Genomic DNA, 21650 nt, shown 5'->3' with positions numbered 1-21650 from the left:
GACATTGTTTCATTCGGGTATCGGCGTAAAGTATGCCTTGTCGACAGGGAGTTGGCACAGGAAGGAAAGCGCCATTGAAGGCATGGGCAGGTGGCCCGAAGGATCACAGGATGTCCGGCAAGGAGCCGGGTAGACCGCAAGAAGTGGTAAGGATTGTCAGGAAAGACCCTTACGGAAAAGAAAACACAACATAGGAAGCAGCATTCTAGGGACGGGGTGCACACACGGATGGTGAACTGGTTGCTTGATGGCAACACGCTAATGGAAAAGCCGGTTAAGGATAACCGTATAGGTAAGGAAAGCCGTTCAAGGACGGAAAAAATTCATCAGGATGATGAAGAACAACAAGTTGGCATGGAAGCAACAATAACAATGGATATTGTCAGACCGGGATGTTTCTAACTGGTTAAGGACAGACTAGACAGGATATAGCCAGCAATGGCGACCCCACAGAGCGACAGGTTTTCTAACCTGTCGCTTTTTTCTTTTATACATCTTGCCCTGCTAACCTTTGTAGTGCACATTTCTCAATCAAATCTGCTATTATACCCGGCTTCATTTTGGCGCCGTGGCATTGTCCTGTGCGTTAGACTTAACAGGAGAGCGAAGATGGCCCCTTGCCCGCTGTGCCATAGCCAAAGCACTGCGCTGTTTTTTGAAGACCGGCGCCGACAGTATTTCCGTTGCGGTGAATGTGCCCTGATTTTCGCTGATCCTGGGTCGAGATTGTCGCCACAGGAAGAGAAAGCGCACTATGATTTGCATGAGAATAACCCGGAAGATATGGGTTACCGGCGCTTTCTTGCCCGGCTAGCGGATCCGCTCCTTGAGCGAATCGGCCGTGAACCGCTCGATGGCTTGGATTTTGGTTGTGGCCCCGGCCCGACCTTGTCGCTGATGTTGGCTGAAGCCGGCCATAATATGGCGGTCTATGATCCCTATTTTGCCGACAAGCCGGCGGTGCTGGATACGCAATATGATTTTGTGACCTGCACAGAAGCGATAGAACATTTTTATACGCCTGCGAAGGAGTGGGGGCAGCTGGTTGGTATGGTAAAACCCAGTGGTTGGCTGGGCTTGATGACCAAACTGGCACGAGATGCAGATGCCTTTGCGCAATGGCATTACAAGAACGACCCGACCCACGTGAGCTTTTTCAGCCGCGAAACCTTCCATTATCTGGCCCAGCGAGACGGTCTGGATGTGGAGTTTGTCGGGAATGATGTAATTTTGCTGAGGAAAACCCAGTAATGACCCGTAAGAAAAGAAGCCGTACTACCGGAATGTCCGATCAGGTAGTCACTGTAAAGACCCGCACCCAGCATGACCTTGATGGTCTGCAGCGTAAGAAAGATCGTAAGCGCAAAGGCCTGAAATCTGGTAGCCGCCATTCAATGGTATCGCCGGAAGATGCCCGCAAGGCTGCACAGCGTAAAGATCCGCGCCACGGCAGCAAAAAAGCGATCCCGTTGATTGTCGAGCCGCAGAAGCCGGCAACCAAACAACAGCGCCGCATGAGTGCAGAGCAAGAGCTACAGATGCTGGAAAATGATGCGCAGCTAATGGTATTGCTTGACCGTATTGAAGCGGGCGAGAAACTGGGTGCTGGCCTGCAGAAGCAAGTTGACCAGAAACTGGATCGTATCGAGCAATTGATGAACCAACTTGGCCTGCTTGAAGAAGACGAGCCTGAAATGGATGAGGTAGCGGTTAGCGGTCCTCGTTCCGATGACGACTTGCTCGATCAGTTCGAAAACATGGAATTTGACGGTTTAGACAAGGAGTAAGCCTTGCAGGATATGACATTGTGGCTAGGACTGGCCGGGCTGATTGTGGCAGTACTGGCAAGCTATGCCGGCTATTTGTTGTTTAAGCTATATAAGCAGACTCAACGTCATAAGGCTTTTCTTGCCAGGGCCCAGCGCCAGCAGGAAGAAGGGATCAAGCAGCGCAATGCCAATATTATGGAGAGCGTGCTGATCATCGCCGAAGCCGGCAAGCAGGACGAGTGCGATATGTCTGAGATCGCCATTCGCTTGTACAAGCTGATGGAAGTTCTACAGGGTGATCACCGGGTGGACTTTGCCAGCCAATATCCGGCTATGCATGAGCTCTACCAAGTGGTGAAGGATATGCCACGTGGTGATCAGCGTAAGACCCTGGCCAAGAAAGAGCGCATGCAGCTGGATCTGATCCGGATGAAAGCTGAAGCCCGCCTGCAAGATACCATCAAGTCAGAGCTGGATCTGATCTTGGCCGCCAAGCCAACAGCCTAATACCGAGCACTGCCTTCCCCTGTCTATACTACAGACAGGGGAAGCTGATCGGGTTAGCAGTTTAGTTATCTCCTATCTACATCTTTACCAAGTTGTGTCACACTTGGTGGTCAGTTTTCTCTCCCCTCTAATTTAGTGGAAGTAAGTCATGTCAAATGAGCAAATTGTTTGGGATCAGGCCTTAATCGAAAAATATAACTATTCCGGGCCGCGCTATACTTCATACCCGACGGCGCTGGAGTTCCACGAAGCGTTCACGCCAGCGGAATTTGACATGGCGTGTGCCCAGTACCCTGAGCGCAACCTGTCGTTGTATGTCCATATCCCGTTTTGCCACAAGCTGTGTTACTACTGCGGCTGCAACAAGATTATCACCCGTCACCAGCACAAGGCTGATCAGTACCTTGATGCACTGGAGCAGGAAATTCGCCAGCGTTCGACCCTGCTGGGTGAGCGTACAGTCAGCCAGTTACACTGGGGTGGTGGTACGCCAACCTTCCTGACCAAGCCGCAGGTCAGCCGTTTGATGGGGCTGCTGCGCGAGCAGTTTACCTTTGCCCCTGATGCCGAGATCAGCATCGAGGTCGATCCGCGTGAAATCGAGCTTGATATGCTTGACCATCTTCGCAGCGAGGGTTTCAACCGCCTGAGTATCGGGGTGCAGGACTTCAACAAGGAAGTCCAGAAGTTGGTCAACCGTGAGCAGGATGAAGAGTTTATCTTTGCGATGGTAGAGCGTGCCCGCGAATTGGGTTTCCGCTCGACCAACCTTGACTTGATCTATGGCCTGCCGAAGCAGACGCCTGAACTGTTTGCCCAAACCCTGCAGCAGGTGCTGACCATGCGCCCAGGCCGTTTGTCGATTTTCAACTACGCCCATATGCCGAAGTTGTTCGCGGCCCAGCGCAAGATCAAAGAGGCAGACTTGCCTCAGGCTAACGCTAAGCTGACGATTTTACAGCAGACGATTGCAACCCTGACCGGTGCCGGTTACCAGTTTATCGGTATGGATCACTTTGCCCTGCCGGAAGATGAACTGGCTGTTGCCCAGCGCGAGGGGATCCTACACCGCAACTTCCAGGGCTATACCACCCAGGGCGATACCGATCTGCTGGGCCTTGGTGTATCGGCCATTTCGATGATTGGCGATTGCTATGCCCAGAACCAGAAAGAGCTCAAGCAGTACTACGCCAGCGTTGGCGAGAAGCGTGAAGCGCTGTGGAAAGGGGTCTCGCTGGATAGTGATGACCTGTTGCGCCGCGAGGTCATCAAGTCGCTGATTTGCAACTTCCACCTCGACAAACAAGCTATTGAGCAGCAGTTTGGTATCGAGTTCGACAGCTACTTTGCCGAAGATATCGAGTTGCTACAGACCTTTATCGACGATGGCCTGGTAGAGGTTAGCGATAACGCGATTGATGTAGCGCTCAAGGGCCGTTTGCTGATCCGCAATATTTGTATGTGCTTTGACAAATACTTGCGCCACCGTGCCCGCCAGCAGCAGTTCTCCCGCGTTATCTAACGCTGACCAGAACACGTTGCCGAGATAATCAAAAAGCCCCCGAGCCATACGGTTCGGGGGCTTTTTTGTATCGGCTGATTTATCAACCGTTAAACATGTTCACCGCAGCAATCAGTGCCAGGATGCCGGCAGCAAAATGGCCCGGGCCATTGGCTGCGATCTCACTGACAGCAGGGATTGCCACGCTGAATGAAAATAAACTTTCCAGCATGGTGGGATTCCACTGTGTTCTTGGTGTTATGTTCGCGTTGTGTGGTGTGGCTTCAGGCTTGGCTGAAGTCGGGGGTATTGTACGCAAAATGAGCGAAGATGGAATGGGGGTAGGTCAAAAAATGGCCAGTAATTGGCATTTAATTTTCAAGGCTGTCGTCTGTTTACCTGCTTGAGTTTTCATTCAATCACTGTGCGGAAGGAAGCTTTGCGTTTGGTTGAGCTTCCTTCCGTACAGAAAAGCGAATTAGTCAGTCACGACATTGAGCTCTTTGAGTTTGCGGGTCAAGGTGTTACGCCCCCAGCCGAGCAACCGGGCCGCTTCCTGCTTGTGGCCATGGGTATGCTCCAGTGCTGCTTCCAGCAAGATTTTCTCGAATTCCGGCAACGCTTCACCGAGTAGGTTCTGATGGCCCTGGCGCAGGTTGTCGAAGGCCCACTTTTCCAGTGCATTGTGCCAGTGCTGGTGGCCGCCTTCGCTGGACTCCGGTTCGCTCGGTGCCAGTAGTTCGGGTGGTAAGTCAGCAGGGAGGATTTCCTTGCCGCTTGCCATCACGGTAAGCCAGCGGCAGGTATTTTCTAGCTGGCGGACATTACCGGGCCAATCCAGGGTCGTTAGGGCTTCTTCGGTATCCGGGTGCAGGGTTTTGACTTCGACACCAAGTTCATCAGAGGCGCGCTTGAGGAAATGGCGGGTCAGTTGCGGGATATCCTGACGGCGGTCTTTGAGCGCCGGCAGGTGGACTCGGATAACATTGAGGCGGTGGAACAAATCCTCACGGAAATCCCCTTCGGCCACCAGGCGTTCGAGGTTCTGGTGGGTCGCCGCAATGATCCGGACATCGACATTGACCGGGGAGTGGCCACCGACCCGGTAGAACTGGCCGTCGGCCAGGACCCGCAATAGCCGGGTCTGGATATCCAATGGCATATCACCGATTTCATCGAGGAATAAGGTCCCGCCGTTGGCTTGCTCGAAGCGGCCCTGGCGGACACTGTTGGCACCGGTGAAGGCGCCTTTCTCGTGGCCGAACAGCTCCGACTCAATCAAATCTTTGGGGATCGCTGCCATGTTGAGGGCGATGAACTCCTTGTGGCTGCGTGGGCTGTGGCGGTGCAGGGCATGGGCCACGAGCTCTTTACCGGTACCGGACTCACCGTTGATCAGCACCGAGATGGATGAACGGGACAGGCGGCCGATGGCGCGGAAAACTTCCTGCATCGCTGGTGCTTCACCGATGATTTCCGGTGCATTCTTTTCAATGGCCTCGGGTTGCTGTTGGCGCTTCTGCTCCTGGCTATGGGTCACCGCCCGCTCGACCAGGCTTACTGCCTCATCGATATCAAATGGTTTTGGCAGGTATTCGAAGGCCCCTTCCTGGTAGGCATTGACCGCCGCATCGAGATCGGAGTGGGCAGTCATGATGATCACCGGTAGGGTCGGGTAATCGGCTTGTAGCACCTTGAGTAGCGAGAAGCCGTCCATCCCTGGCATGCGGATATCGGAGACCAGTACGTCAGGGACGCTGCGCTCAAGTGCTTCTACCACGCTGTCGGCATTGGCGAAGGTTTCACATTTCAATCCGGCTGCGTTGAGGGTCCGCTCCAGTACCCAGCGGATAGAGCTGTCGTCATCGACGACCCATATTAGTCCTTTGCTCATGCTAATCCTCTACATAATCGGTAAATACAAGGTGAATTTGGTATGGCCCGGCCAGCTGACAACTTCTATCTTGCCTTGGTGCTGGTCGACCAGGTTCTGTGCAATGGAAAGCCCGAGCCCGGTACCGCCTTCACGCCCGGTCACCATGGGATAGAACAGGGTGTCCTGGATATCACTGGGGATCCCGGGTCCATCGTCGATAATGTCGATTTTGGCGGCGACGCGGTAGCGCTTGCCATGAATTAACGCCTGGTGGGCAGTACGGGTCTTGAGGGTAATATTGCCACCGCCATGCTGCTTGAGGGCCAGCGAGGCATTGCTGACAATATTGAGGATGGCCTGCTCGAGCTGCTCGGCGTCCATGGTGAAGTCGGGCAGGCTGGGATCATAGTCGCGGTGGAGGTGAATATTCTCGCCGCAGTCAATGCTGATCAGCTGGCGGACTTTTTCCAACACCACGTGGATATTGTCTTGCTGGCGGCTACCGGGACGCTGTGGCCCAAGCAAGCGGTCGACAAGGTTGCGTAGCCTGTCAGCCTGCTCGATGATCATCTGGGTATATTCGGTATAGCTCGGGTCGGGCAGGGTCTTTTCTAACAGCTGGGCTGCGCCACGTAGCCCACCCAACGGGTTTTTGATTTCATGGGCCAACCCGCGCACCAGCTCCTTGGCGGCTTGTTGCTGGGCATGTTGGCTGAGCTCCTGGCTGATCCGGCGTTGTTGGTCAATCGGTTTTAGCTCGAGCAAGATCAGCAACTCGCGCTGCCATGACAGTGGGCTGGCATTGAGCTCGAGGGTGTGGTGGCGGCCATCAATGACAAAGGTTACGTCACTGTCTGCCAACCCCTGCCCGCTTTGTAGTGTTTCGGGGATCAGGTTTAAGTCCAGTGAGGTATGCTGAAGCAGGTCGGAAAAACGGGTGTTGTTGAGCCGGCGCTTGCTGAACGACAGTAACTGCTCTGCCGCCGGATTGACGTAGCGTATGGTCAGCGACTCATCGAGCAACACGATTGCCGTGACTTGGTTGTCCAGGATCAGGGAAGAAATGTCAGCCGTCACAAATACCATCCTTGTTGGTGCAGTTCATCATGGTGCATTGAGCTGCTAATGCACCATATTGGTGCAATCAAGTGTAGCCTGTCTATCTGGTATCGTGAACGAAAAAATGGCGAACGCCTGTTATTTGGGCACCGGGAGCGGTGCTGGGCGTTGGTTGATACGGGCACGGTGCAAGAAGACAGTCATTTCTTTAGAAGATGCAATAACCTTGCCGTGTTTGAGCAATTCTACCTGTAAGGTCTGGCTGCCACGATCAATATTGGTGAGGTGCCAAGTCAGTTGGGCCTGGGAGCGGCCGTATACTTCACCATTAAGTCGCAGCTGTGCACTGTGGCCTTGGCTGAGTTTCCGGTTTGCTGAGGCGATGATGGTCAGGTTGCCCTGATTGTCGCGGATGGTTTGTTGATCCGCTGGGCTATTAATTTGGATGCTGGGGGATGGCAGGGCCGGTTCATCGGATAACGGGTCACCGATGGCCGATAAACCCGTAGGTGTCGGCTCCTCTTTTGTAAAGAGGGGCATTGCAGGTGCTGGTAGTTGGATATCGAGTCGTTCTGCACCGGGATAGGGCTTATCGGAAAAATGGGTGGTGCCGTCTTCATCTTGCCAGGTATAGATCTCAGAGGCTGGGGTGGTAGTAGGGAGTGCGGCCAAAGCCACTAACATCGCTGCGAGTACATGGGGAAGCCGGTACATGGTGTCTTCCGGGTTGTGGGTGTTCTGGGTATTTTCAACAGCATCAGCTTGGGTGGACAAGATCAAAAAGGCCAGCTTGTGAAGCTGGCCTAAATCTATTATGTCGACTTATTTATCAGTTACTTAAACTGAGTAGTACAGTTCGAACTCTAGTGGGTGAGTGGTGCTGTTGATTTTCTCAACATCCTGAGATTTCAGGTCGATGTAAGAATCGATGAAGTCGTCAGAGAATACGCCACCCGCTGTGAGGAACTCACGGTCTTCGTTTAGGGCTGCCAGTGCGCCTTGTAGAGACTCAGCAACAGTTGGGATTTCTGCCGCTTCTTCTGCTGGTAGGTCGTACAGGTCTTTGTCCATCGCTTCGCCTGGGTGGATCTTGTTCTGGATACCATCAAGGCCAGCCATTAGCATTGCTGCAAAGCATAGGTATGGGTTGGCTGATGGATCACCGAAACGAACTTCGATACGGCGTGCTTTCGGGCTTGGTACCACTGGGATACGGATAGAAGCAGAGCGGTTACGAGCTGAGTAAGCTAGCATAACTGGCGCTTCGAAGCCTGGAACTAGACGCTTGTATGAGTTGGTTGATGCGTTCGCGAATGCGTTGATTGCGCGAGCGTGCTTGATGATACCGCCGATGTAGTAAAGAGCCATCTCAGATAGGCCGCCGTACTTATCGCCAGCGAATAGGTTAACACCGTCTTTAGCTAGAGACTGGTGAACGTGCATACCAGAACCGTTATCGCCTACTAGTGGCTTAGGCATGAAGGTTGCAGTTTTACCAAATGCGTGAGCAACGTTGTGAACAACGTACTTGTAGATTTGGATTTCATCAGCTTTGTCCGTTAGCGTGTTGAAACGGGTAGCGATTTCGTTCTGGCCTGCAGTTGCCACTTCGTGGTGGTGTGCTTCAACAACTAGACCCATTTCTTCCATGATTAGACACATAGCAGAACGGATGTCTTGTGATGAATCAACAGGCGCTACTGGGAAGTAACCGCCTTTAACACCTGGACGGTGACCTTTGTTACCGCCTTCGAAGTCAGAACCTGTGTTCCAAGCTGCTTCTACGTCGTCGATCTTGAAGAAAGAACCAGACATATCGGTTGCGAACTTCACGTCGTCGAACAGGAAGAACTCTGGCTCAGGACCGATAAGAACGGTATCTGCAACGCCTGTTGCACGCATGAAGTCTTCTGCACGCTTGGCAATAGAACGTGGGTCACGGTCGTAGCCCTGCATAGTAGAAGGCTCTAGGATGTCACAGCGGATGTTTAGCGTTGCATCTTCTGTGAACGGGTCAAGTACCGCGCTCGCTGCATCTGGCATCATGACCATGTCTGATTCGTTGATACCTTTCCAACCAGCAACAGAAGAGCCATCGAACATTTTGCCTTCTTCGAAGAAGTCAGCATCGATCTGGTGGGCTGGGATAGAGATGTGCTGCTCTTTACCTTTAGTATCGGTAAAGCGTAGGTCAACAAACTTAACTTCGTTTTCCTGGATCAGCGCAAGTACGTTTTCTACTGACATCTTGAGTAACCTCCGGTGTTAGGTTGGGCATTGGCCACAACAAATTAGGAATGAGCGTGTTCTGCTCTATTGCTCTAATACAATGCTATAACCGTGCCAACTTTTCAAAGCCCCAAAATAGCGCACTTAGCGGGTATTTCGGGCCGATTAAGTCCATACTTTGCACCTTTTTGGGGAATGGTTGCACCAATATAGTGCAATTGGTGTGATTATCCCTTTTATGGTGCGCGTAACTACATTAGCCCACCGCGGCATATTGTCAATTAGCAAGGATAGGAAAAGGCAAGCAATAAACCGGTCTGCCAGAGCGGTTTGTGGGCTGACGGGGCGGGAAAAACCCCAAATAGAACGGCCAGAGAGAAAAAGGCGGTGATATAAATCACATATTACGTGGGTTTTGGCGTAAAATCTGTTAGATTATGAGCCGTTTTTTTAACCAAGTAGCGCCATCCGGTCGCTGCATGTTCTGAGTGAATGTGAATCCATGTCTAATCCACAGATCGATAAATTAAGAAATATCGCAATTATTGCGCACGTTGACCACGGTAAAACCACCCTGGTTGACAAACTGCTTCAGCAGTCTGGCACGTTAGAGTCTCGCGGTGAAGTTGAAGAACGCGTAATGGATTCCAACGACATCGAAAAAGAGCGTGGTATTACCATTCTTGCTAAGAACACAGCGATTAACTGGAATGATTACCGCATCAACATCGTAGATACCCCAGGACACGCCGATTTCGGTGGTGAAGTTGAGCGTATCATGTCGATGGTTGACTCTGTACTGCTTATTGTTGACGCCGTTGACGGCCCAATGCCTCAGACGCGTTTCGTAACCCAGAAAGCGTTTGCCCACGGCCTGAAGCCAATCGTGGTAATCAACAAGATCGACCGCCCAGGTGCACGCCCTGATTGGGTAATGGATCAGGTATTCGACCTATTCGACAACCTAGGTGCAACTGATGAGCAGCTAGACTTCCAAGTGGTTTACGCATCAGCGCTTAACGGCTGGGCAACTCTGGAAGAAGGCGAGACGGGCGATGACATGGAACCATTGTTCCAGGCTATCGTTGACAACGTAGCGGCACCTAATGTTGACGTTGACGGCTCTCTGCAGATGCAGATCTCTCAGCTTGACTACAGCTCATACGTGGGTGTTATCGGTGTTGGCCGTGTTACCCGTGGTAGCGTGAAGCCGAACCAGCAAGTGACTGTTGTCGGTGCAGACGGCAAAACCCGCAACGGTAAAGTCGGTACTATCCTTGGCTACCTTGGCCTTGAGCGTCACGAAGTTGAGCAGGCGACTGCTGGTGACATCATCGCAATCACTGGCCTTGGCGAGCTTAAGATTTCTGACACTATCTGTGACGTGAACGCGGTTGAAGCACTGCCTGCTTTGTCTGTTGACGAGCCAACCGTAACCATGACGTTCCAGGTGAACACTTCTCCGTTCGCGGGTAAAGAAGGTAAGTACGTGACTTCACGTAACATCCTTGAGCGTCTGCAGAAAGAATTGGTACACAACGTTGCCCTGCGCGTTGAAGAAACGGAAGACCCGGACAAGTTCCGCGTATCTGGCCGTGGTGAACTTCACCTGTCTATCCTGATCGAGAACATGCGCCGTGAAGGCTTCGAGCTAGCGGTATCTCGTCCTGAAGTTATCATCAAAGAAGAAGATGGTCAGCTGATGGAACCGTTCGAAACCGTAACTATCGACGTGGTGGAAGAGCACCAGGGCGGTATTATGGAGAACATCGGCCTGCGTAAAGGTGAGCTGACTGATATGGCACCAGACGGTAAAGGCCGTGTGCGTATGGACTTCATGATGCCTTCTCGTGGCCTGATTGGTTTCCAGACTGAGTTCATGACCCTGACTTCTGGTTCTGGCCTGATGTACCACACGTTTGACCACTACGGCCCGCACAAAGGCGGTACTATCGGTCAGCGTAACAATGGCGTACTGATTGCTAATGCAGCGGGTAAAGCCTTGACTAACGCCCTGTTCAACCTGCAGGAGCGTGGCCGCATGTTCATCGGTCACGGTGTAGAAGTCTACGAAGGTATGGTTATCGGTATTCACAGCCGTGACAACGACCTGACGGTTAACGCCCTGAAAGGTAAGCAGCTAACTAACGTTCGTGCATCTGGTACCGATGACGCGCAGGTGCTGACTCCGCCGATCAAGTACACGCTTGAGCAAGCACTTGAGTTCATCGATGATGACGAGCTAGTGGAAGTAACACCTGAAAGCATCCGTATTCGTAAGAAACTACTTACGGAAACTGATCGTAAGCGTGCAAGCCGCTCAGCAAAATAATTGCTAGCTGTTAGCCGTTAAACCATCCCCCCATCGGTGCTACCATGGGGGGATTGTTGTATCTGAACCCTACAAAAAAAGAAGAACGACTATGCAACCTATCATTATCACTGGGGGACCGGGCGCAGGGAAAACCTCGCTGCTCGCTGCCTTGGCACGGCGCGGGTATATGACTTTCCCCGAGGTGTCCCGTACCTTGATCCGCGAGCAGGCTGCCCTACCTGATGGTGTATTACCCTGGACCGATTTGCCGTCCTTTGCTGCGCTTTGCCTCGATAGGATGAGCAACCAGCGTGAGCAAGCCAAGCGCGGGACCATGCCGGCCTTTGTTGACCGTGCAATAGGGGATATCTGTGCCTATTTGACTATCGGTGGCGTCGAAGTGGACGAACATTACCAAACCATGGCCAAGGGTTACTTTCCGACGGTCTTTGTTTGCGCACCGCACGCCGATATCTATGTTCAGGATGAAGAGCGCCCGCACAGCTTTGCCGAGGCAGGGCAGATCCACCTACAACTTATCGAGACTTACCGAGAGCTTGGCTACGAGGTGGTTGATATTCCGTGGGATGGCATCGAAGAGCGGGCCAGCTGGTTACTGGCCCGGCTTAAGCAGGACTAACTGCAGCAGCGGGCTAGCTGCGTTGCAGCTGGGAAATAAAGCGCTCGGACTCGGCAATCGCTGCTTCCATATCGGTGATCGCCCGTTGGATATCGCGCTGCAGGGACTGGAATTCTCCTTGTAGAGAACCAATCGCGGCCGCATTGAGGTTATGCTTTAAGTACAAAGTGTTATCGCGTAGGGTATCCAGTACTGGGCCCATTTTCTGTTCTGCACGGTGCATCGCACTGAGCATCCGTTGGTATGAAGCCTTGGTGTTGTTGAGCTTGGACTCGCTATCGCGGCGCAGTTTGCTGCTGCTGTAGAGCTCCAGCTCATCTTGCCATTCGTCGAACAGGGCGTCGGCGACATCTTCAATTGCTGCAATGCGCTCACGCACTTTTTCAGCGGCATCGTTGCTGGCCTCGTACTGGTCATTGACCTGATTGTAGGCGCTTTCCAGTTCGCCACCGTCGAACTGGTTGAGGGCCTTAAGGGCATCGAGTGCACTGGTAAACTGTTGTTGGGCGTCTTGTTGGGCCTCATTGGCATCTTCGACCCGGTCGACCATGATATCCCGTTTGTGGATGCCGACCTGTTCCATGGCCGAGTAATAGGCACTTTGGCAACCGGTCAGTACGGTTAGGCTGAGAAGGAAGGCAAGCAAATAGGGCATAGTTGACTCCATGTGTCCTAATATGTGAAAAGTGACTGTAATTAAAAGCAATTAATGACATGACTATGGATGACAAAACGGCAACAAGCAAATCTATCTGGCGTGACAGGCTACGTAGTGCTATGGCATTTACCGGGTATTTGCACTACCGGGTTGGCCATGACCGGCTGACTGTGACGGCGGGCTCGATGGCTTATGTGACTTTGCTGTCCTTGGTGCCTCTTATCACTGTGGTATTGTCGGCCCTGTCATCCTTTCCGGTGTTTGCCGGGCTTGGGGAGTTGCTGCAAAACTTTGTGATTGAGAACTTTGTCCCGGCAGCCGGTGAAGTGGTCAAGCAGTACCTCAACGAGTTTGTGGCCAATGCCGGCAAGATGACGGCGGTGGGGGTCGGAGCATTATTTGTCGTGGCGATGATGCTGATTTCGTCTATCGACAAGTCACTCAACTACATCTGGCGGGTCCATGAAAAGCGCCGCCCGGTGATCTCGTTTTCGATATACTGGATGGTCCTGACCCTCGGGCCGATTTTGGTCGGAACCAGTATTGCGGTCAGCTCTTATCTCGGCTCGCTCAACTTACTCGGCAGCGATGCGGTTAATGGCCTGCTGCAGCGCTCGTTGCGCTGGCTGCCGGTCCTTATGTCGAGCAGCGCCTTCCTCGGGCTTTACTTATTGGTGCCCAACACCAAGGTACGGTTCCGCCATGCCTTGGTCGGTGCCGTTATTGCCAGTATCCTGTTTGAACTGAGCAAGAAAGGTTTTGCCCTCTATATCACTAATTTCCCTTCTTACCAGGTGATCTACGGCGCGTTGGCCGTGGTGCCGATTTTATTTGTATGGGTTTACCTGTGCTGGTGTATTGTATTGTTCGGGGCGGAAATTACGGCGAGCCTCGGCGAGAAAAGCCATTGGCACCCAGAAACCAAGGGGTGGCAAACTACCGTACCCACCCAGGAAGAACTGTCGGATATTCAACAGGCTGTGGATCTTCAGGCAGAGAATGAACAAACAGCCTCACAACAGATTGTAGGAAAAGGTAAAAACGAATGATTGCACTGATCCAACGGGTGAGCGAAGCGAGTGTAACGGTTGATGGCCAGGTAACGGGTGCTATCGGCAAGGGCTTGCTGGTTCTGCTTGGCGTCGAAAAAGGCGATGATGAAGCCAAGGCCAAGCGCCTGCGCGAAAAAGTGCTAGGCTACCGGGTATTCGAGGACGAAGAGGGTAAGATGAACCTCAATGTCCAGCAAGCCGGTGGCAGTGTGCTGGTGGTATCGCAATTTACCCTAGCCGCCGAAACCAAGAAAGGAATGCGCCCGGGTTTTTCCAACGGTGCGGCACCGCAAGATGCCGAGCGTATGTATGAATACTTTGTTGATTGCTGCAAGGAAACAGGGATCAAGACGGAAACGGGCATCTTTGCCGCCGATATGAAAGTGGCACTGCTCAATGATGGCCCGGTAACCTTCTGGTTGCAGGTATAATTATCTAATAGGCACCTTTGCCTCAGGAACGCTGGAGAAGGATTTCATGTTTCGACTTGTCACCCCCCAAACGGAAGAAGAGCTGGCGAGCTATTATGATTTTCGCTGGCGGATGCTGCGTGAGCCCTGGCATATGCCGGTTGGTTCGGAGCGAGATGCCTACGACGATTTGAGCAGCCACCGGATGATAGTCAGTGATAACGGTCAGACTATCGCGATTGGCCGTCTATATATGACACCGGACAACGACGGCCAAATCCGCTACATGGCGGTCCACCCGGATCACCGCCACCAGGGAATGGGGGCGATTGTCCTGATGGCGCTGGAATCACTGGCCCGTGAGGAAGGGGCGAAACGCCTGGTGTGTAATGCCCGCGAGGATGCAATCCCGTTCTACCTGCGGAGCGGCTTTGCTAATCAGGGTGAGTTGAGCGAGGAAAAGGGGCCGGTACGGCACCAGCAAATGCTCAAGCACCTCGATCCGCTCACCGAAGTGGTGCGCCATCCGGATTGGTGCCAAGAGCTGCAAGAACTGTGGCAGTCCCAGATCCCAATCAGTGAACGGATGGGGGTGAAGATCAGCCAGTATACCGGTTACCGGTTTGAGGTCAGTGCCCTTATCAATGCCAACCTAAATACCAAAGCCAATATGTTTGCCGGCAGTATCTTTACGATGGCAACACTGGCTGGCTGGGGCTTTGTCTGGATGTTGCTCAAAGAGCGTAAGTACAAAGCCGATATCATGCTGGTTGATAGCCACATCCGTTATCGCTCACCCGTCAAAGAACGCCCTCGGGCGGTGGTCACTGTGGAAGATCTTGAGGGTGACGTAGAACGGTTGGCGACCCACCGTAAGGGCCGGGCTATCGTTAAGGTCAATGTCTACAGTGGCGATGAACTGGCTTCGACGTTCACCGGCACTTATATGCTGCTGCCGTCACATAACGAGCCAGATACTGTTTGCTGACCTTCCTGCCAGCGCTTGGTTAGGCGCTGGCAACCTATCTTCGCCTCCAATTCCAGTTGCTGCCCGGAAGGCGTGGCCAAATCCCATTGGCCTTTAAATAGCACGTCTATCTCTTTGCCGGTAATGCTGAGCGGTGAAATCGTCATTCGCCCCCGGTCACTGGTGATCTTGAGTGGTGTGATGGCTAGAGGTGTGGCCTTATCCACCTCTGCTTTGGTAGCCGCTGGTATGTCCGATGAAGATGCCTGCTGCCAGGCATTGAATAGCACTTCGCCGCCTAGCTCGACAGCACTATCACGGAATGCTGCCCGCAGCTCGCCGTTCAGGCTATGGGACAGGCTGGCATAGTTCTGGCCGAGTCCTTGAAGGGCAGCAGTCATATCAATGTGGCCGCTAGCGGGCCAAGGCACTGATAGCCAACGCGGTAAAATGTGGGCAGGCAGGCTATCACCCTGGAGGGCTACCTGCCAGGGTAGCCCTTCTTGGCCCAGATCAATCTGCCCCGTTGCCTCTAGCAACCCATCCTTGAACGGCAGGAAGGCTTGCTCCAATTGCCACTGGCCGTTATCACTGCTCATCTCGACAAGCGGTTCGAATAAGTCGACAGTATTGAGGCTAGCCTGGCGGGCAGTCGCTGCGACATTGCCTTGCCAGAGGCTGAAATAAGGTTGGGTACGGAGCTCGATATTCTTGCCGCTGGCGTTGAGTCCATTGATATACCAAGGGATTTCACTGTCAGCAGCGGTCAGCTGGGCATAACCGATATCCAAAGATTGGATACTGATTTGCTTGAATGGTGAGAGAGCCAAAGACAGGAGGTTTGCCCAATCGGCAGGTAAGAACCATTTGATCCCCTTGCTGGTGAAGTTATCCAGTTGCAGTGCCCCTGGGGAGGCTTTGCCTTCAACCCGCCAATATCCTTCCAGCGCATTGACCGATGCTCCGTTGATAATGACCTCATGCGGCCTGAAGTTCACATCCAATAGGGGATCGGTAAATAGTTGCTGCTGCCAACTGCCACTCTCTGCATTGAATGATAACCAGGCGTCCTGTTGCAAATAAGCGGTGCGTGGCCACTGCCAGCCGGTGAGGGAAAGGTTGGCGTGGTTGAGGCTAACAGCAGGGAGCTCGATACTGCTGTCGAGGATATCGACCCGCTTTAGGGTGGCCTGCCATTGTTCTGAGGCCCAGTTCTCGAGCTGATGCTGGATTATTTGCATTAACCCGCTATCTTGCAGCTGCAGTCCGGACAAGCTCAGCTGGTGGATAGCCAGTGTTTTATTGTCGCTGTCCAAGTCGAGTTGGCCATTGACGCTGGCATGCTGCCAATCGAACGAAAAGCCGTTGAGTGTCCATTGGCTGTCATCATAGTGCCCATCAAGCAGAAGCTGCTGGGTTTCCCATTGCTGCCACTGGGCGCTGTCGGCTGCCAGTTGGAAGCTGCCCCTGAACTGCTGCCACCAAGGTGTGGTCGTGCCAGGGCGGTAATGCCAATTATCAAGCTGGAGTTCTGCTTGCCCGAGGGCCACTGTGTTGGTGCTTACGTTCAAGCGGCTGATTGCAAGGCGATGGCTGTACAGTTCGGGCAGCTTGGTGTTGGTTAGTGCTTGGGGAGGAACGACAGGGCTATCAATCAATAGGCTATCAAAGCGCCACTGCAGTTGGGTCAGCGATTCAGTGTTTAGCCAAAGCGAAATGCGGTCAGCACTTATTGGTGGCTGGCTGCCATTGATGCTCAACGATGGACTAAGCAGTGTCAGGTGCCATGGCTCACGGATGTGATAGCGTACATCTGCAAGGTCTAAGGTATGGGGGGTTAGTTGGTTGACCGCTTGGCGGATCATGGTAGCGGCATACTGGGTATGGAGCAGGGTCAGGATGATGGTCGCTCCCAATGCAGCGAGCACAGCTAAAGTGGCAATAATCTTCCCAATAATACGCATAGCGGCTCCCAGCATCCGACAACTCCCAGTCAATTGCCTTCAGTATAACTGTACCGAGGCAATGATTATTAGGCGGCAATTTCCTCCCGGCTGCAAGCATAGGGCAGGACTTTTGATATTTATTTAACGAAAAAGCCCCTCATCAGAGGGGCTTAGAGTGTTTCGGCTAGCGACTAGCGGTTAGTCAATTTGCGGACCTGCTGCAACCAGAGAGGCACCTTCGGCATTGTCGGTGTACTTCTCGAAGTTGTTGATGAAGCGCTCGGCCAAGTCTTTCGCCTTGCTTTCCCACTGTAGTGGATCGGTGTAGGTATCGCGAGGGTCAAGGATCTCTGGGTCAACATGCGGTAGCGATGTTGGGACTTCCAGGTTGAAGATTGGGATATTCTTCGTTTCGGTGTTCTCGATAGAGCCATCAAGGATAGCATCGATAATTGCACGGGTATCCTGGATAGAGATACGCTTGCCAGAGCCATTCCAGCCGGTGTTCACCAGGTATGCCTCGGCACCTGCTGCTTCCATACGCTTAACCAGTACTTCTGCGTACTTGGTTGGGTGTAGCGTCAGGAATGCATTACCGAAACAGGCCGAGAAAGTCGGGGTTGGTTCGGTGATACCACGCTCAGTACCTGCTAGTTTGGCAGTGAAGCCAGACAGGAAGTGGTACTTGGTTTGCTCTGGGGTTAACTTGGACACAGGAGGCAATACGCCGAATGCATCCGCCGACAGGAAGATAACCTTGTTGGCATGGCCGCCTTTGGAGATAGGCTTAACGATGTTTTCGATGTGGTAAATCGGGTAAGAAACACGGGTGTTTTCTGTTTTCGAGCCATCATCGAAGTCGATAGCGCCATCGCTGCGTACAGTTACGTTTTCTAGCAATGCGTCACGGCGGATCGCATTGTAGATGTCTGGCTCGGCTTCTTTAGATAGGTTGATGGTTTTCGCGTAGCAACCGCCTTCGAAGTTGAAGACACCGTTATCATCCCAGCCGTGCTCGTCATCACCGATAAGGGCGCGCTTAGGATCAGTCGACAACGTTGTTTTACCTGTGCCTGATAGGCCGAAGAATACTGCTACATCACCGTTTTCACCCATATTGGCAGAACAGTGCATAGAGGCGATATCACGAAGCGGCAGGAAGTAGTTCATCATCGCGAACATACCCTTCTTCATTTCGCCGCCGTACCAAGTACCGCCGATAAGCTGCATCTTCTCAGTCAGGTTGAATACCGTGAAGTTTTCAGAGTTCATTTCATGCTCTTCCCACTTCTCGTTGGTGCACTTGGCACCATTCATTACCACGAAATCAGGCTCGAAGGTTTCTAGCTCTTCTTCCGTTGGGCGGATGAACATGTTCTTCACGAAGTGAGCCTGCCAGGCCACTTCAGTAATGATACGGATACATAGGCGGGTATCTGGGTTAGTACCGCAGAATCCGTCAATGACAAACAGGCGCTTGCCAGATAGCTGGCCTGTCACTAGCTCTTTCAGATCGTTCCACGCTTCGACACCAATGCTCTTATTATCGTTTTTGCCTTGGTCTGCCCACCACATGGTATCGCGGGTAGTGTCATCTTTGACGATGAACTTATCTTTCGGGGAACGGCCTGTGAAGATACCGGTATCTACAGCGACTGCACCTAGCTCAGTAACGATACCTTTTTCGTATCCCTCTAGGCCCGGCTTGGTCTCTTCTTCGAACAGAACTTCGTAACTTGGGTTACGAACAATCTCTGTAACATTGTTGATACCGTATTGAGATAGATCTAATTTTTTTGCAACCTTTTTTTCGACGTTCATGACAGTCATAGGTGCTCCTTGGGTAAGATGTTGTTTAACTGTTGACCATGCTAGCAACCCTAAAGGGGTAATTCAGGGAGGTTTATCAAAAATTAACCATTAAAAAGTTAAGGTTAAGTAAAAGTCTTAAATATATTGTAGGTTGTAAGTTTATCGTGTTGTAAAGCGTTTGCGCTAGCTCTAAAAATTAATATTTTCCCTGAAAAAAGCGAGGGTTAGCATGTTATTTGCTTACATCTTGAGCAAGGAAAGTGTGCTTCAGGTAGAAAAAAAGCCGGACAATGTCCGGCTTTTGTAAGTCAGTTTCAGGCTTAATTATGAAGAATAATTAATGCACCTGGTTGCTGTTGTCTTTTGCTGCATTTTCGAACAGTGCGGCAACGTCAATGCTATCAAAGTCATAGCTGGTGCCACAGTAGTCACAATGCAGAGAAACCTTGCCTTCTTCAGCAACGATGCGGTCGACTTCAGCGCGCTCGATAGAGCAGATTGCTGATGCGCTGCGCTCACGTGAACAGCCACACTGGAAGATCACTTCCTGTGGGTCGAACAGCTTAACCGTTTCCTGGTGGTATAGGCGGTAAAGGACATCTTGAGCTTCCAGGCTGAACAGTTCTTCGTCCTTAACGGTGCTTGTTAGCTGCTCAAGGTGCTCGAAATCATCTTCGTGGCCTTGGCCGTCAGGCAGGATCTGCAGCAGCATACCGGCTGCTTTCGCTTGGCCTTCGTGCTCGCCGGTACGTAGCCAAATACGGGTCTTCAGCTGCTCTGAGTTTTCGAAGTAACCTTCAAGGCATGCCGCAAGGCTGTCGCCTTCCAAACCAACGACACCCTGGTAGCGTTCGCCTTTGGTTGGGGTGATGGTGATCACCATGTGGCCCTTGCCCATTAGGTCATGGATATTGCCTTCGGCAGGGACATCGCCGTCCCAACGGGCAACACCGCGCAGTTTCTGGTCGTGGTCACCGTTAATTACAGCGAGCTTAACCGGGCCATCACCTTGCAGCTGGACAGTGATTGACCCTTCGAATTTCAGTGTGGCCGTCAGCAGGCTTGTTGCAACCAGCAGTTCACCCAACAGGGTCTGTACTGGGGCTGGGTAGTCCTTGCTGGAAATGATTTGTTGGTAGGTGTCGCCCAACTGAACCAGTTCACCACGTACGGATACACCGTCAAACAGGTAACGGTATAGACTATCTTTTGTCATTAGCTTGATTTCTCCAGCAGGTATCTAATTGACCAATTTTTGGTATCTTGCGTCAACATAACGAAACTTTTCTGCGCTACACTGAACTAATACCCTTAGTCGGAATGACTCTTAAACTTAATTATATCGCGACGCTGCTTTTTATCAGGGCGCTTTTCGGGACTAGGACTGCCGTAGGCGTGAAGGCGACGCATTTTAGCATGCTCTTCACGGCGCTTTGCGCTCTCCTCAGTCTCCCGGTATAGAGTTTGTGCTTCAGGTGCACCACGGCGGGTGTCTGAGAGTTTCTCTATAATAATGGTTTTTTCGTCATTGCCTTGGCGTAAACGGATCTCAGCACCCACTTCGACCAGTTTACTGGGTTTGGAGCGTTGGCCGTTATATTGCACCTTGCCGCCATCAATCATGGTACGGGCAATAGAACGGGTCTTGTAAAAGCGTGCCGCCCATAACCACTTATCGAGACGGACCTGGATGTTGTCTTGATGCGATGTGTGTTGGCCCACATTATGCTCCTTAACCCATAAGGGCGCTAAAAGTACCACATTGCCGACAGAGCGTCAGCAGGCGTTGAGAGATATTAAATGGTGATATGGGATCGGGATTTCAACAGTAAATCGGGAATAAATCACAGATAATAGCTAGTCTATTGATAGTAGTAGAAACTTTTCTTCATACATTTTGATAGACTACTCACGATAATTAAACGATTCGTTAATTAAGTAATACGTTTTGATATTACATTTTGGTATAACGCGCTAGTTTTTCCGCAGGATGATGGATATTTCATGGTTACAGCAAATTGGTTAGGGAGCTTGCAGTCTAAAAGCAAGATCTCAATCTCTTCATTGACCCGCGTCCTTACGTGGGTGCTAGTGGTGATGCTCGCTTGGGTCGTCGGCCGAATGGTATGGCTTGCGTTGCAGCCTGCCCAAGCACCAGCCAGTTGGCAGGCTTCAACGGTAGCTGTGACATCGAATGCCGGTGGCAATCGTTCTGAAGTGGCCAAGGTACTGAACATGAACTTGTTTGGCCGTTACCAGCAGAATGCGCCAGTGGTAGAGCGCAAGCAACCGGTGAAGCAGGATGCCCCGCAGACTCGCCTTAATTTGACGCTTGTTGGTTTGGTCGCCAGCTCCAATCCGCAAACAGCCCTTGCTGTTATTACCCACCGCGGTAAGCAAAATACCTATGGCCTTAACGAAGCTATTGAAGGGACCCGAGCGACGCTGCAAGCAGTCTATCCGGATAGGGTAATAATCCGTAACAGTGGCCGAGATGAAACCCTGATGCTAGATGGTGTCGATTTCAACAAGGCATCACAAAGTACACCAAGGCCCCGTCAGCCTGAACCGCGACAAGCCGAGCCAACCTCGGACTTGAGCCGTATCAAGCAGGAAATCCTCGAAAAACCACAAACCTTATTTAGCTATATTCGCCTGTCCCAAGTGAAAAGGGATGGTGAGTTGGTGGGATACCGGGTTAACCCCGGTAAAGAGCGGGCGTTGTTCGACGCCGTGGGCCTTAAGGCCAATGACTTGGCCGTTAGCCTCAACGGCAATGATCTGACTGATGCTGCTGTGATGGCGAAACTGTGGACGGAACTATCTAGCGCCACAGATTTTACATTGACCGTCGAGCGAGAAGGTCAGTTACACGATATCTATATTGAGCTGCAATAGCAGTCCAACGCG

General features: G+C 52.1%; 21 protein-coding genes. 11 read left to right on the top strand and 10 right to left on the bottom strand.

Annotation, left to right across the window (positions count from 1 at the left end):
* Positions 1-228 precede the first annotated feature (228 nt).
* From BIZ37_RS11900 to hemN, 5 genes are all read left to right on the top strand, one after another.
* On the top strand, positions 229-402 hold the full coding sequence (locus tag BIZ37_RS11900) for a hypothetical protein (RefSeq protein ID WP_158264588.1): 174 nt from the start codon (positions 229-231) through the stop codon (positions 400-402).
* Positions 403-609: 207 nt separating this feature from the next.
* Complete coding sequence (locus tag BIZ37_RS11895) at positions 610-1251, top strand: class I SAM-dependent methyltransferase (protein WP_187461690.1); 642 nt, start codon at positions 610-612, stop codon at positions 1249-1251.
* A complete protein-coding gene (yihI, locus tag BIZ37_RS11890; protein ID WP_187461689.1) occupies positions 1251-1787 on the top strand; it encodes a Der GTPase-activating protein YihI in 537 nt (178 codons plus the stop codon). Before BIZ37_RS11895 ends, yihI begins: the two co-directional genes overlap by 1 nt.
* Before the next feature lie 3 nt (positions 1788-1790).
* A complete protein-coding gene (locus tag BIZ37_RS11885) occupies positions 1791-2276 on the top strand; it encodes a DUF2489 domain-containing protein (RefSeq protein ID WP_107300287.1) in 486 nt (161 codons plus the stop codon).
* 148 nt (positions 2277-2424) lie between these two features.
* On the top strand, positions 2425-3798 hold the full coding sequence (hemN, locus tag BIZ37_RS11880; RefSeq protein ID WP_187461688.1) for an oxygen-independent coproporphyrinogen III oxidase: 1374 nt from the start codon (positions 2425-2427) through the stop codon (positions 3796-3798).
* A gap of 82 nt (positions 3799-3880) precedes the next feature.
* On the opposite strand, the gene BIZ37_RS30450 is transcribed toward hemN, so the two are convergent.
* The 5 genes from BIZ37_RS30450 to glnA form a co-directional block, all read right to left on the bottom strand.
* Positions 3881-4009 carry a hypothetical protein gene (locus BIZ37_RS30450; protein WP_255526741.1) on the bottom strand — a complete coding sequence of 43 codons (129 nt, stop codon included), beginning with the start codon at positions 4007-4009 and terminating at the stop codon, positions 3881-3883.
* A gap of 246 nt (positions 4010-4255) precedes the next feature.
* The gene (gene glnG / locus BIZ37_RS11875; RefSeq protein ID WP_107300285.1) at positions 4256-5671 is read right to left on the bottom strand and encodes a nitrogen regulation protein NR(I); all 1416 of its coding nucleotides are present in this window, start codon (positions 5669-5671) and stop codon (positions 4256-4258) included.
* Positions 5672-5680: 9 nt separating this feature from the next.
* Positions 5681-6730: a nitrogen regulation protein NR(II) gene (glnL, locus tag BIZ37_RS11870; RefSeq protein WP_107300284.1), complete on the bottom strand. Its 1050-nt coding sequence runs from the start codon at positions 6728-6730 to the stop codon at positions 5681-5683.
* 120 nt (positions 6731-6850) lie between these two features.
* The gene (locus BIZ37_RS11865; RefSeq protein ID WP_187461687.1) at positions 6851-7486 is read right to left on the bottom strand and encodes a DUF4124 domain-containing protein; all 636 of its coding nucleotides are present in this window, start codon (positions 7484-7486) and stop codon (positions 6851-6853) included.
* A gap of 63 nt (positions 7487-7549) precedes the next feature.
* The gene (gene glnA, locus BIZ37_RS11860) at positions 7550-8959 is read right to left on the bottom strand and encodes a glutamate--ammonia ligase (RefSeq protein WP_107300282.1); all 1410 of its coding nucleotides are present in this window, start codon (positions 8957-8959) and stop codon (positions 7550-7552) included.
* 484 nt (positions 8960-9443) lie between these two features.
* Between glnA and typA the strand changes: the two genes are divergently transcribed.
* Positions 9444-11273 carry a translational GTPase TypA gene (gene typA / locus BIZ37_RS11855; RefSeq protein ID WP_107300281.1) on the top strand — a complete coding sequence of 610 codons (1830 nt, stop codon included), beginning with the start codon at positions 9444-9446 and terminating at the stop codon, positions 11271-11273.
* Positions 11274-11364: 91 nt separating this feature from the next.
* Positions 11365-11895 carry an AAA family ATPase gene (locus BIZ37_RS11850; RefSeq protein ID WP_187461686.1) on the top strand — a complete coding sequence of 177 codons (531 nt, stop codon included), beginning with the start codon at positions 11365-11367 and terminating at the stop codon, positions 11893-11895.
* 13 nt (positions 11896-11908) lie between these two features.
* On the opposite strand, the gene BIZ37_RS11845 is transcribed toward BIZ37_RS11850, so the two are convergent.
* A complete protein-coding gene (locus BIZ37_RS11845; protein ID WP_187461685.1) occupies positions 11909-12550 on the bottom strand; it encodes a DUF2959 domain-containing protein in 642 nt (213 codons plus the stop codon).
* Positions 12551-12672: 122 nt separating this feature from the next.
* Here BIZ37_RS11845 and BIZ37_RS11840 point away from each other — a divergent pair, with 122 nt between their 5' ends.
* Genes BIZ37_RS11840 through BIZ37_RS11830 form a run of 3 tightly spaced genes read left to right on the top strand, consistent with a single transcriptional unit; the run spans position 12673 to position 15003 of the window.
* Positions 12673-13602: a virulence factor BrkB family protein gene (locus BIZ37_RS11840; protein WP_370577342.1), complete on the top strand. Its 930-nt coding sequence runs from the start codon at positions 12673-12675 to the stop codon at positions 13600-13602.
* The gene (dtd, locus tag BIZ37_RS11835) at positions 13599-14036 is read left to right on the top strand and encodes a D-aminoacyl-tRNA deacylase (protein ID WP_107300278.1); all 438 of its coding nucleotides are present in this window, start codon (positions 13599-13601) and stop codon (positions 14034-14036) included. Before BIZ37_RS11840 ends, dtd begins: the two co-directional genes overlap by 4 nt.
* 46 nt (positions 14037-14082) lie before the next feature.
* Entirely contained in the window at positions 14083-15003 is a 921-nt protein-coding gene (locus BIZ37_RS11830) for a bifunctional GNAT family N-acetyltransferase/hotdog fold thioesterase (RefSeq protein WP_107300277.1), read from the top strand.
* On the opposite strand, the gene BIZ37_RS11825 is transcribed toward BIZ37_RS11830, so the two are convergent.
* The 4 genes from BIZ37_RS11825 to hslR all read right to left on the bottom strand — a co-directional run bounded on the left by BIZ37_RS11825 (position 14958) and on the right by hslR (position 20462).
* A complete protein-coding gene (locus BIZ37_RS11825) occupies positions 14958-16946 on the bottom strand; it encodes an AsmA family protein (RefSeq protein ID WP_187461683.1) in 1989 nt (662 codons plus the stop codon). The two genes, BIZ37_RS11830 and BIZ37_RS11825, sit on opposite strands and share 46 nt — an antisense overlap.
* 180 nt (positions 16947-17126) lie before the next feature.
* Complete coding sequence (pckA, locus tag BIZ37_RS11820; protein ID WP_187461682.1) at positions 17127-18758, bottom strand: phosphoenolpyruvate carboxykinase (ATP); 1632 nt, start codon at positions 18756-18758, stop codon at positions 17127-17129.
* 319 nt (positions 18759-19077) lie between these two features.
* Positions 19078-19956 (bottom strand): Hsp33 family molecular chaperone HslO, encoded by an 879-nt coding sequence (gene hslO / locus BIZ37_RS11815; RefSeq protein WP_107300274.1) that lies wholly within the window; start codon positions 19954-19956, stop codon positions 19078-19080.
* A 95-nt stretch (positions 19957-20051) separates the two neighbouring features.
* Positions 20052-20462, bottom strand: a complete 411-nt coding sequence (hslR, locus tag BIZ37_RS11810) for a ribosome-associated heat shock protein Hsp15 (protein WP_107300273.1) — start codon at positions 20460-20462, stop codon at positions 20052-20054.
* Between the two features lie 282 nt (positions 20463-20744).
* On the opposite strand from hslR, the gene gspC reads away from it, so the two are divergent.
* Positions 20745-21638, top strand: coding sequence for a type II secretion system protein GspC (gene gspC, locus BIZ37_RS11805; RefSeq protein WP_187461681.1), 894 nt, complete (start codon positions 20745-20747; stop codon positions 21636-21638).
* Positions 21639-21650 lie beyond the last annotated feature (12 nt).

The organism is Photobacterium sp. BZF1 (assembly GCF_014349205.1).
Classification (GTDB): Bacteria; Pseudomonadota; Gammaproteobacteria; order Enterobacterales; family Vibrionaceae; genus Photobacterium.
This window is presented reverse-complemented; position numbering and strand designations above follow the sequence as displayed.

What these genes read in the sequence shown, in the direction of transcription:
- yihI (WP_187461689.1), top strand. Translation starts at nt 1,251, where the DNA reads ATGACCCGTAAGAAAAGAAGCCGTACTACCGGAATGTCCGATCAGGTA.
- glnG (WP_107300285.1), bottom strand. Translation starts at nt 5,671, where the DNA reads ATGAGCAAAGGACTAATATGGGTCGTCGATGACGACAGCTCTATCCGC.
- pckA (WP_187461682.1), bottom strand. Translation starts at nt 18,758, where the DNA reads ATGACTGTCATGAACGTCGAAAAAAAGGTTGCAAAAAAATTAGATCTA.
- BIZ37_RS11840 (WP_370577342.1), top strand. Translation starts at nt 12,673, where the DNA reads ATGGCATTTACCGGGTATTTGCACTACCGGGTTGGCCATGACCGGCTG.
- BIZ37_RS30450 (WP_255526741.1), bottom strand. Translation starts at nt 4,009, where the DNA reads ATGCTGGAAAGTTTATTTTCATTCAGCGTGGCAATCCCTGCTGTCAGT.
- gspC (WP_187461681.1), top strand. Translation starts at nt 20,745, where the DNA reads ATGGTTACAGCAAATTGGTTAGGGAGCTTGCAGTCTAAAAGCAAGATC.
- BIZ37_RS11825 (WP_187461683.1), bottom strand. Translation starts at nt 16,946, where the DNA reads ATGCGTATTATTGGGAAGATTATTGCCACTTTAGCTGTGCTCGCTGCA.
- glnA (WP_107300282.1), bottom strand. Translation starts at nt 8,959, where the DNA reads ATGTCAGTAGAAAACGTACTTGCGCTGATCCAGGAAAACGAAGTTAAG.
- hemN (WP_187461688.1), top strand. Translation starts at nt 2,425, where the DNA reads ATGTCAAATGAGCAAATTGTTTGGGATCAGGCCTTAATCGAAAAATAT.
- BIZ37_RS11845 (WP_187461685.1), bottom strand. Translation starts at nt 12,550, where the DNA reads ATGCCCTATTTGCTTGCCTTCCTTCTCAGCCTAACCGTACTGACCGGT.
- BIZ37_RS11895 (WP_187461690.1), top strand. Translation starts at nt 610, where the DNA reads ATGGCCCCTTGCCCGCTGTGCCATAGCCAAAGCACTGCGCTGTTTTTT.
- BIZ37_RS11900 (WP_158264588.1), top strand. Translation starts at nt 229, where the DNA reads ATGGTGAACTGGTTGCTTGATGGCAACACGCTAATGGAAAAGCCGGTT.
- dtd (WP_107300278.1), top strand. Translation starts at nt 13,599, where the DNA reads ATGATTGCACTGATCCAACGGGTGAGCGAAGCGAGTGTAACGGTTGAT.
- BIZ37_RS11850 (WP_187461686.1), top strand. Translation starts at nt 11,365, where the DNA reads ATGCAACCTATCATTATCACTGGGGGACCGGGCGCAGGGAAAACCTCG.
- typA (WP_107300281.1), top strand. Translation starts at nt 9,444, where the DNA reads ATGTCTAATCCACAGATCGATAAATTAAGAAATATCGCAATTATTGCG.
- hslO (WP_107300274.1), bottom strand. Translation starts at nt 19,956, where the DNA reads ATGACAAAAGATAGTCTATACCGTTACCTGTTTGACGGTGTATCCGTA.
- BIZ37_RS11830 (WP_107300277.1), top strand. Translation starts at nt 14,083, where the DNA reads ATGTTTCGACTTGTCACCCCCCAAACGGAAGAAGAGCTGGCGAGCTAT.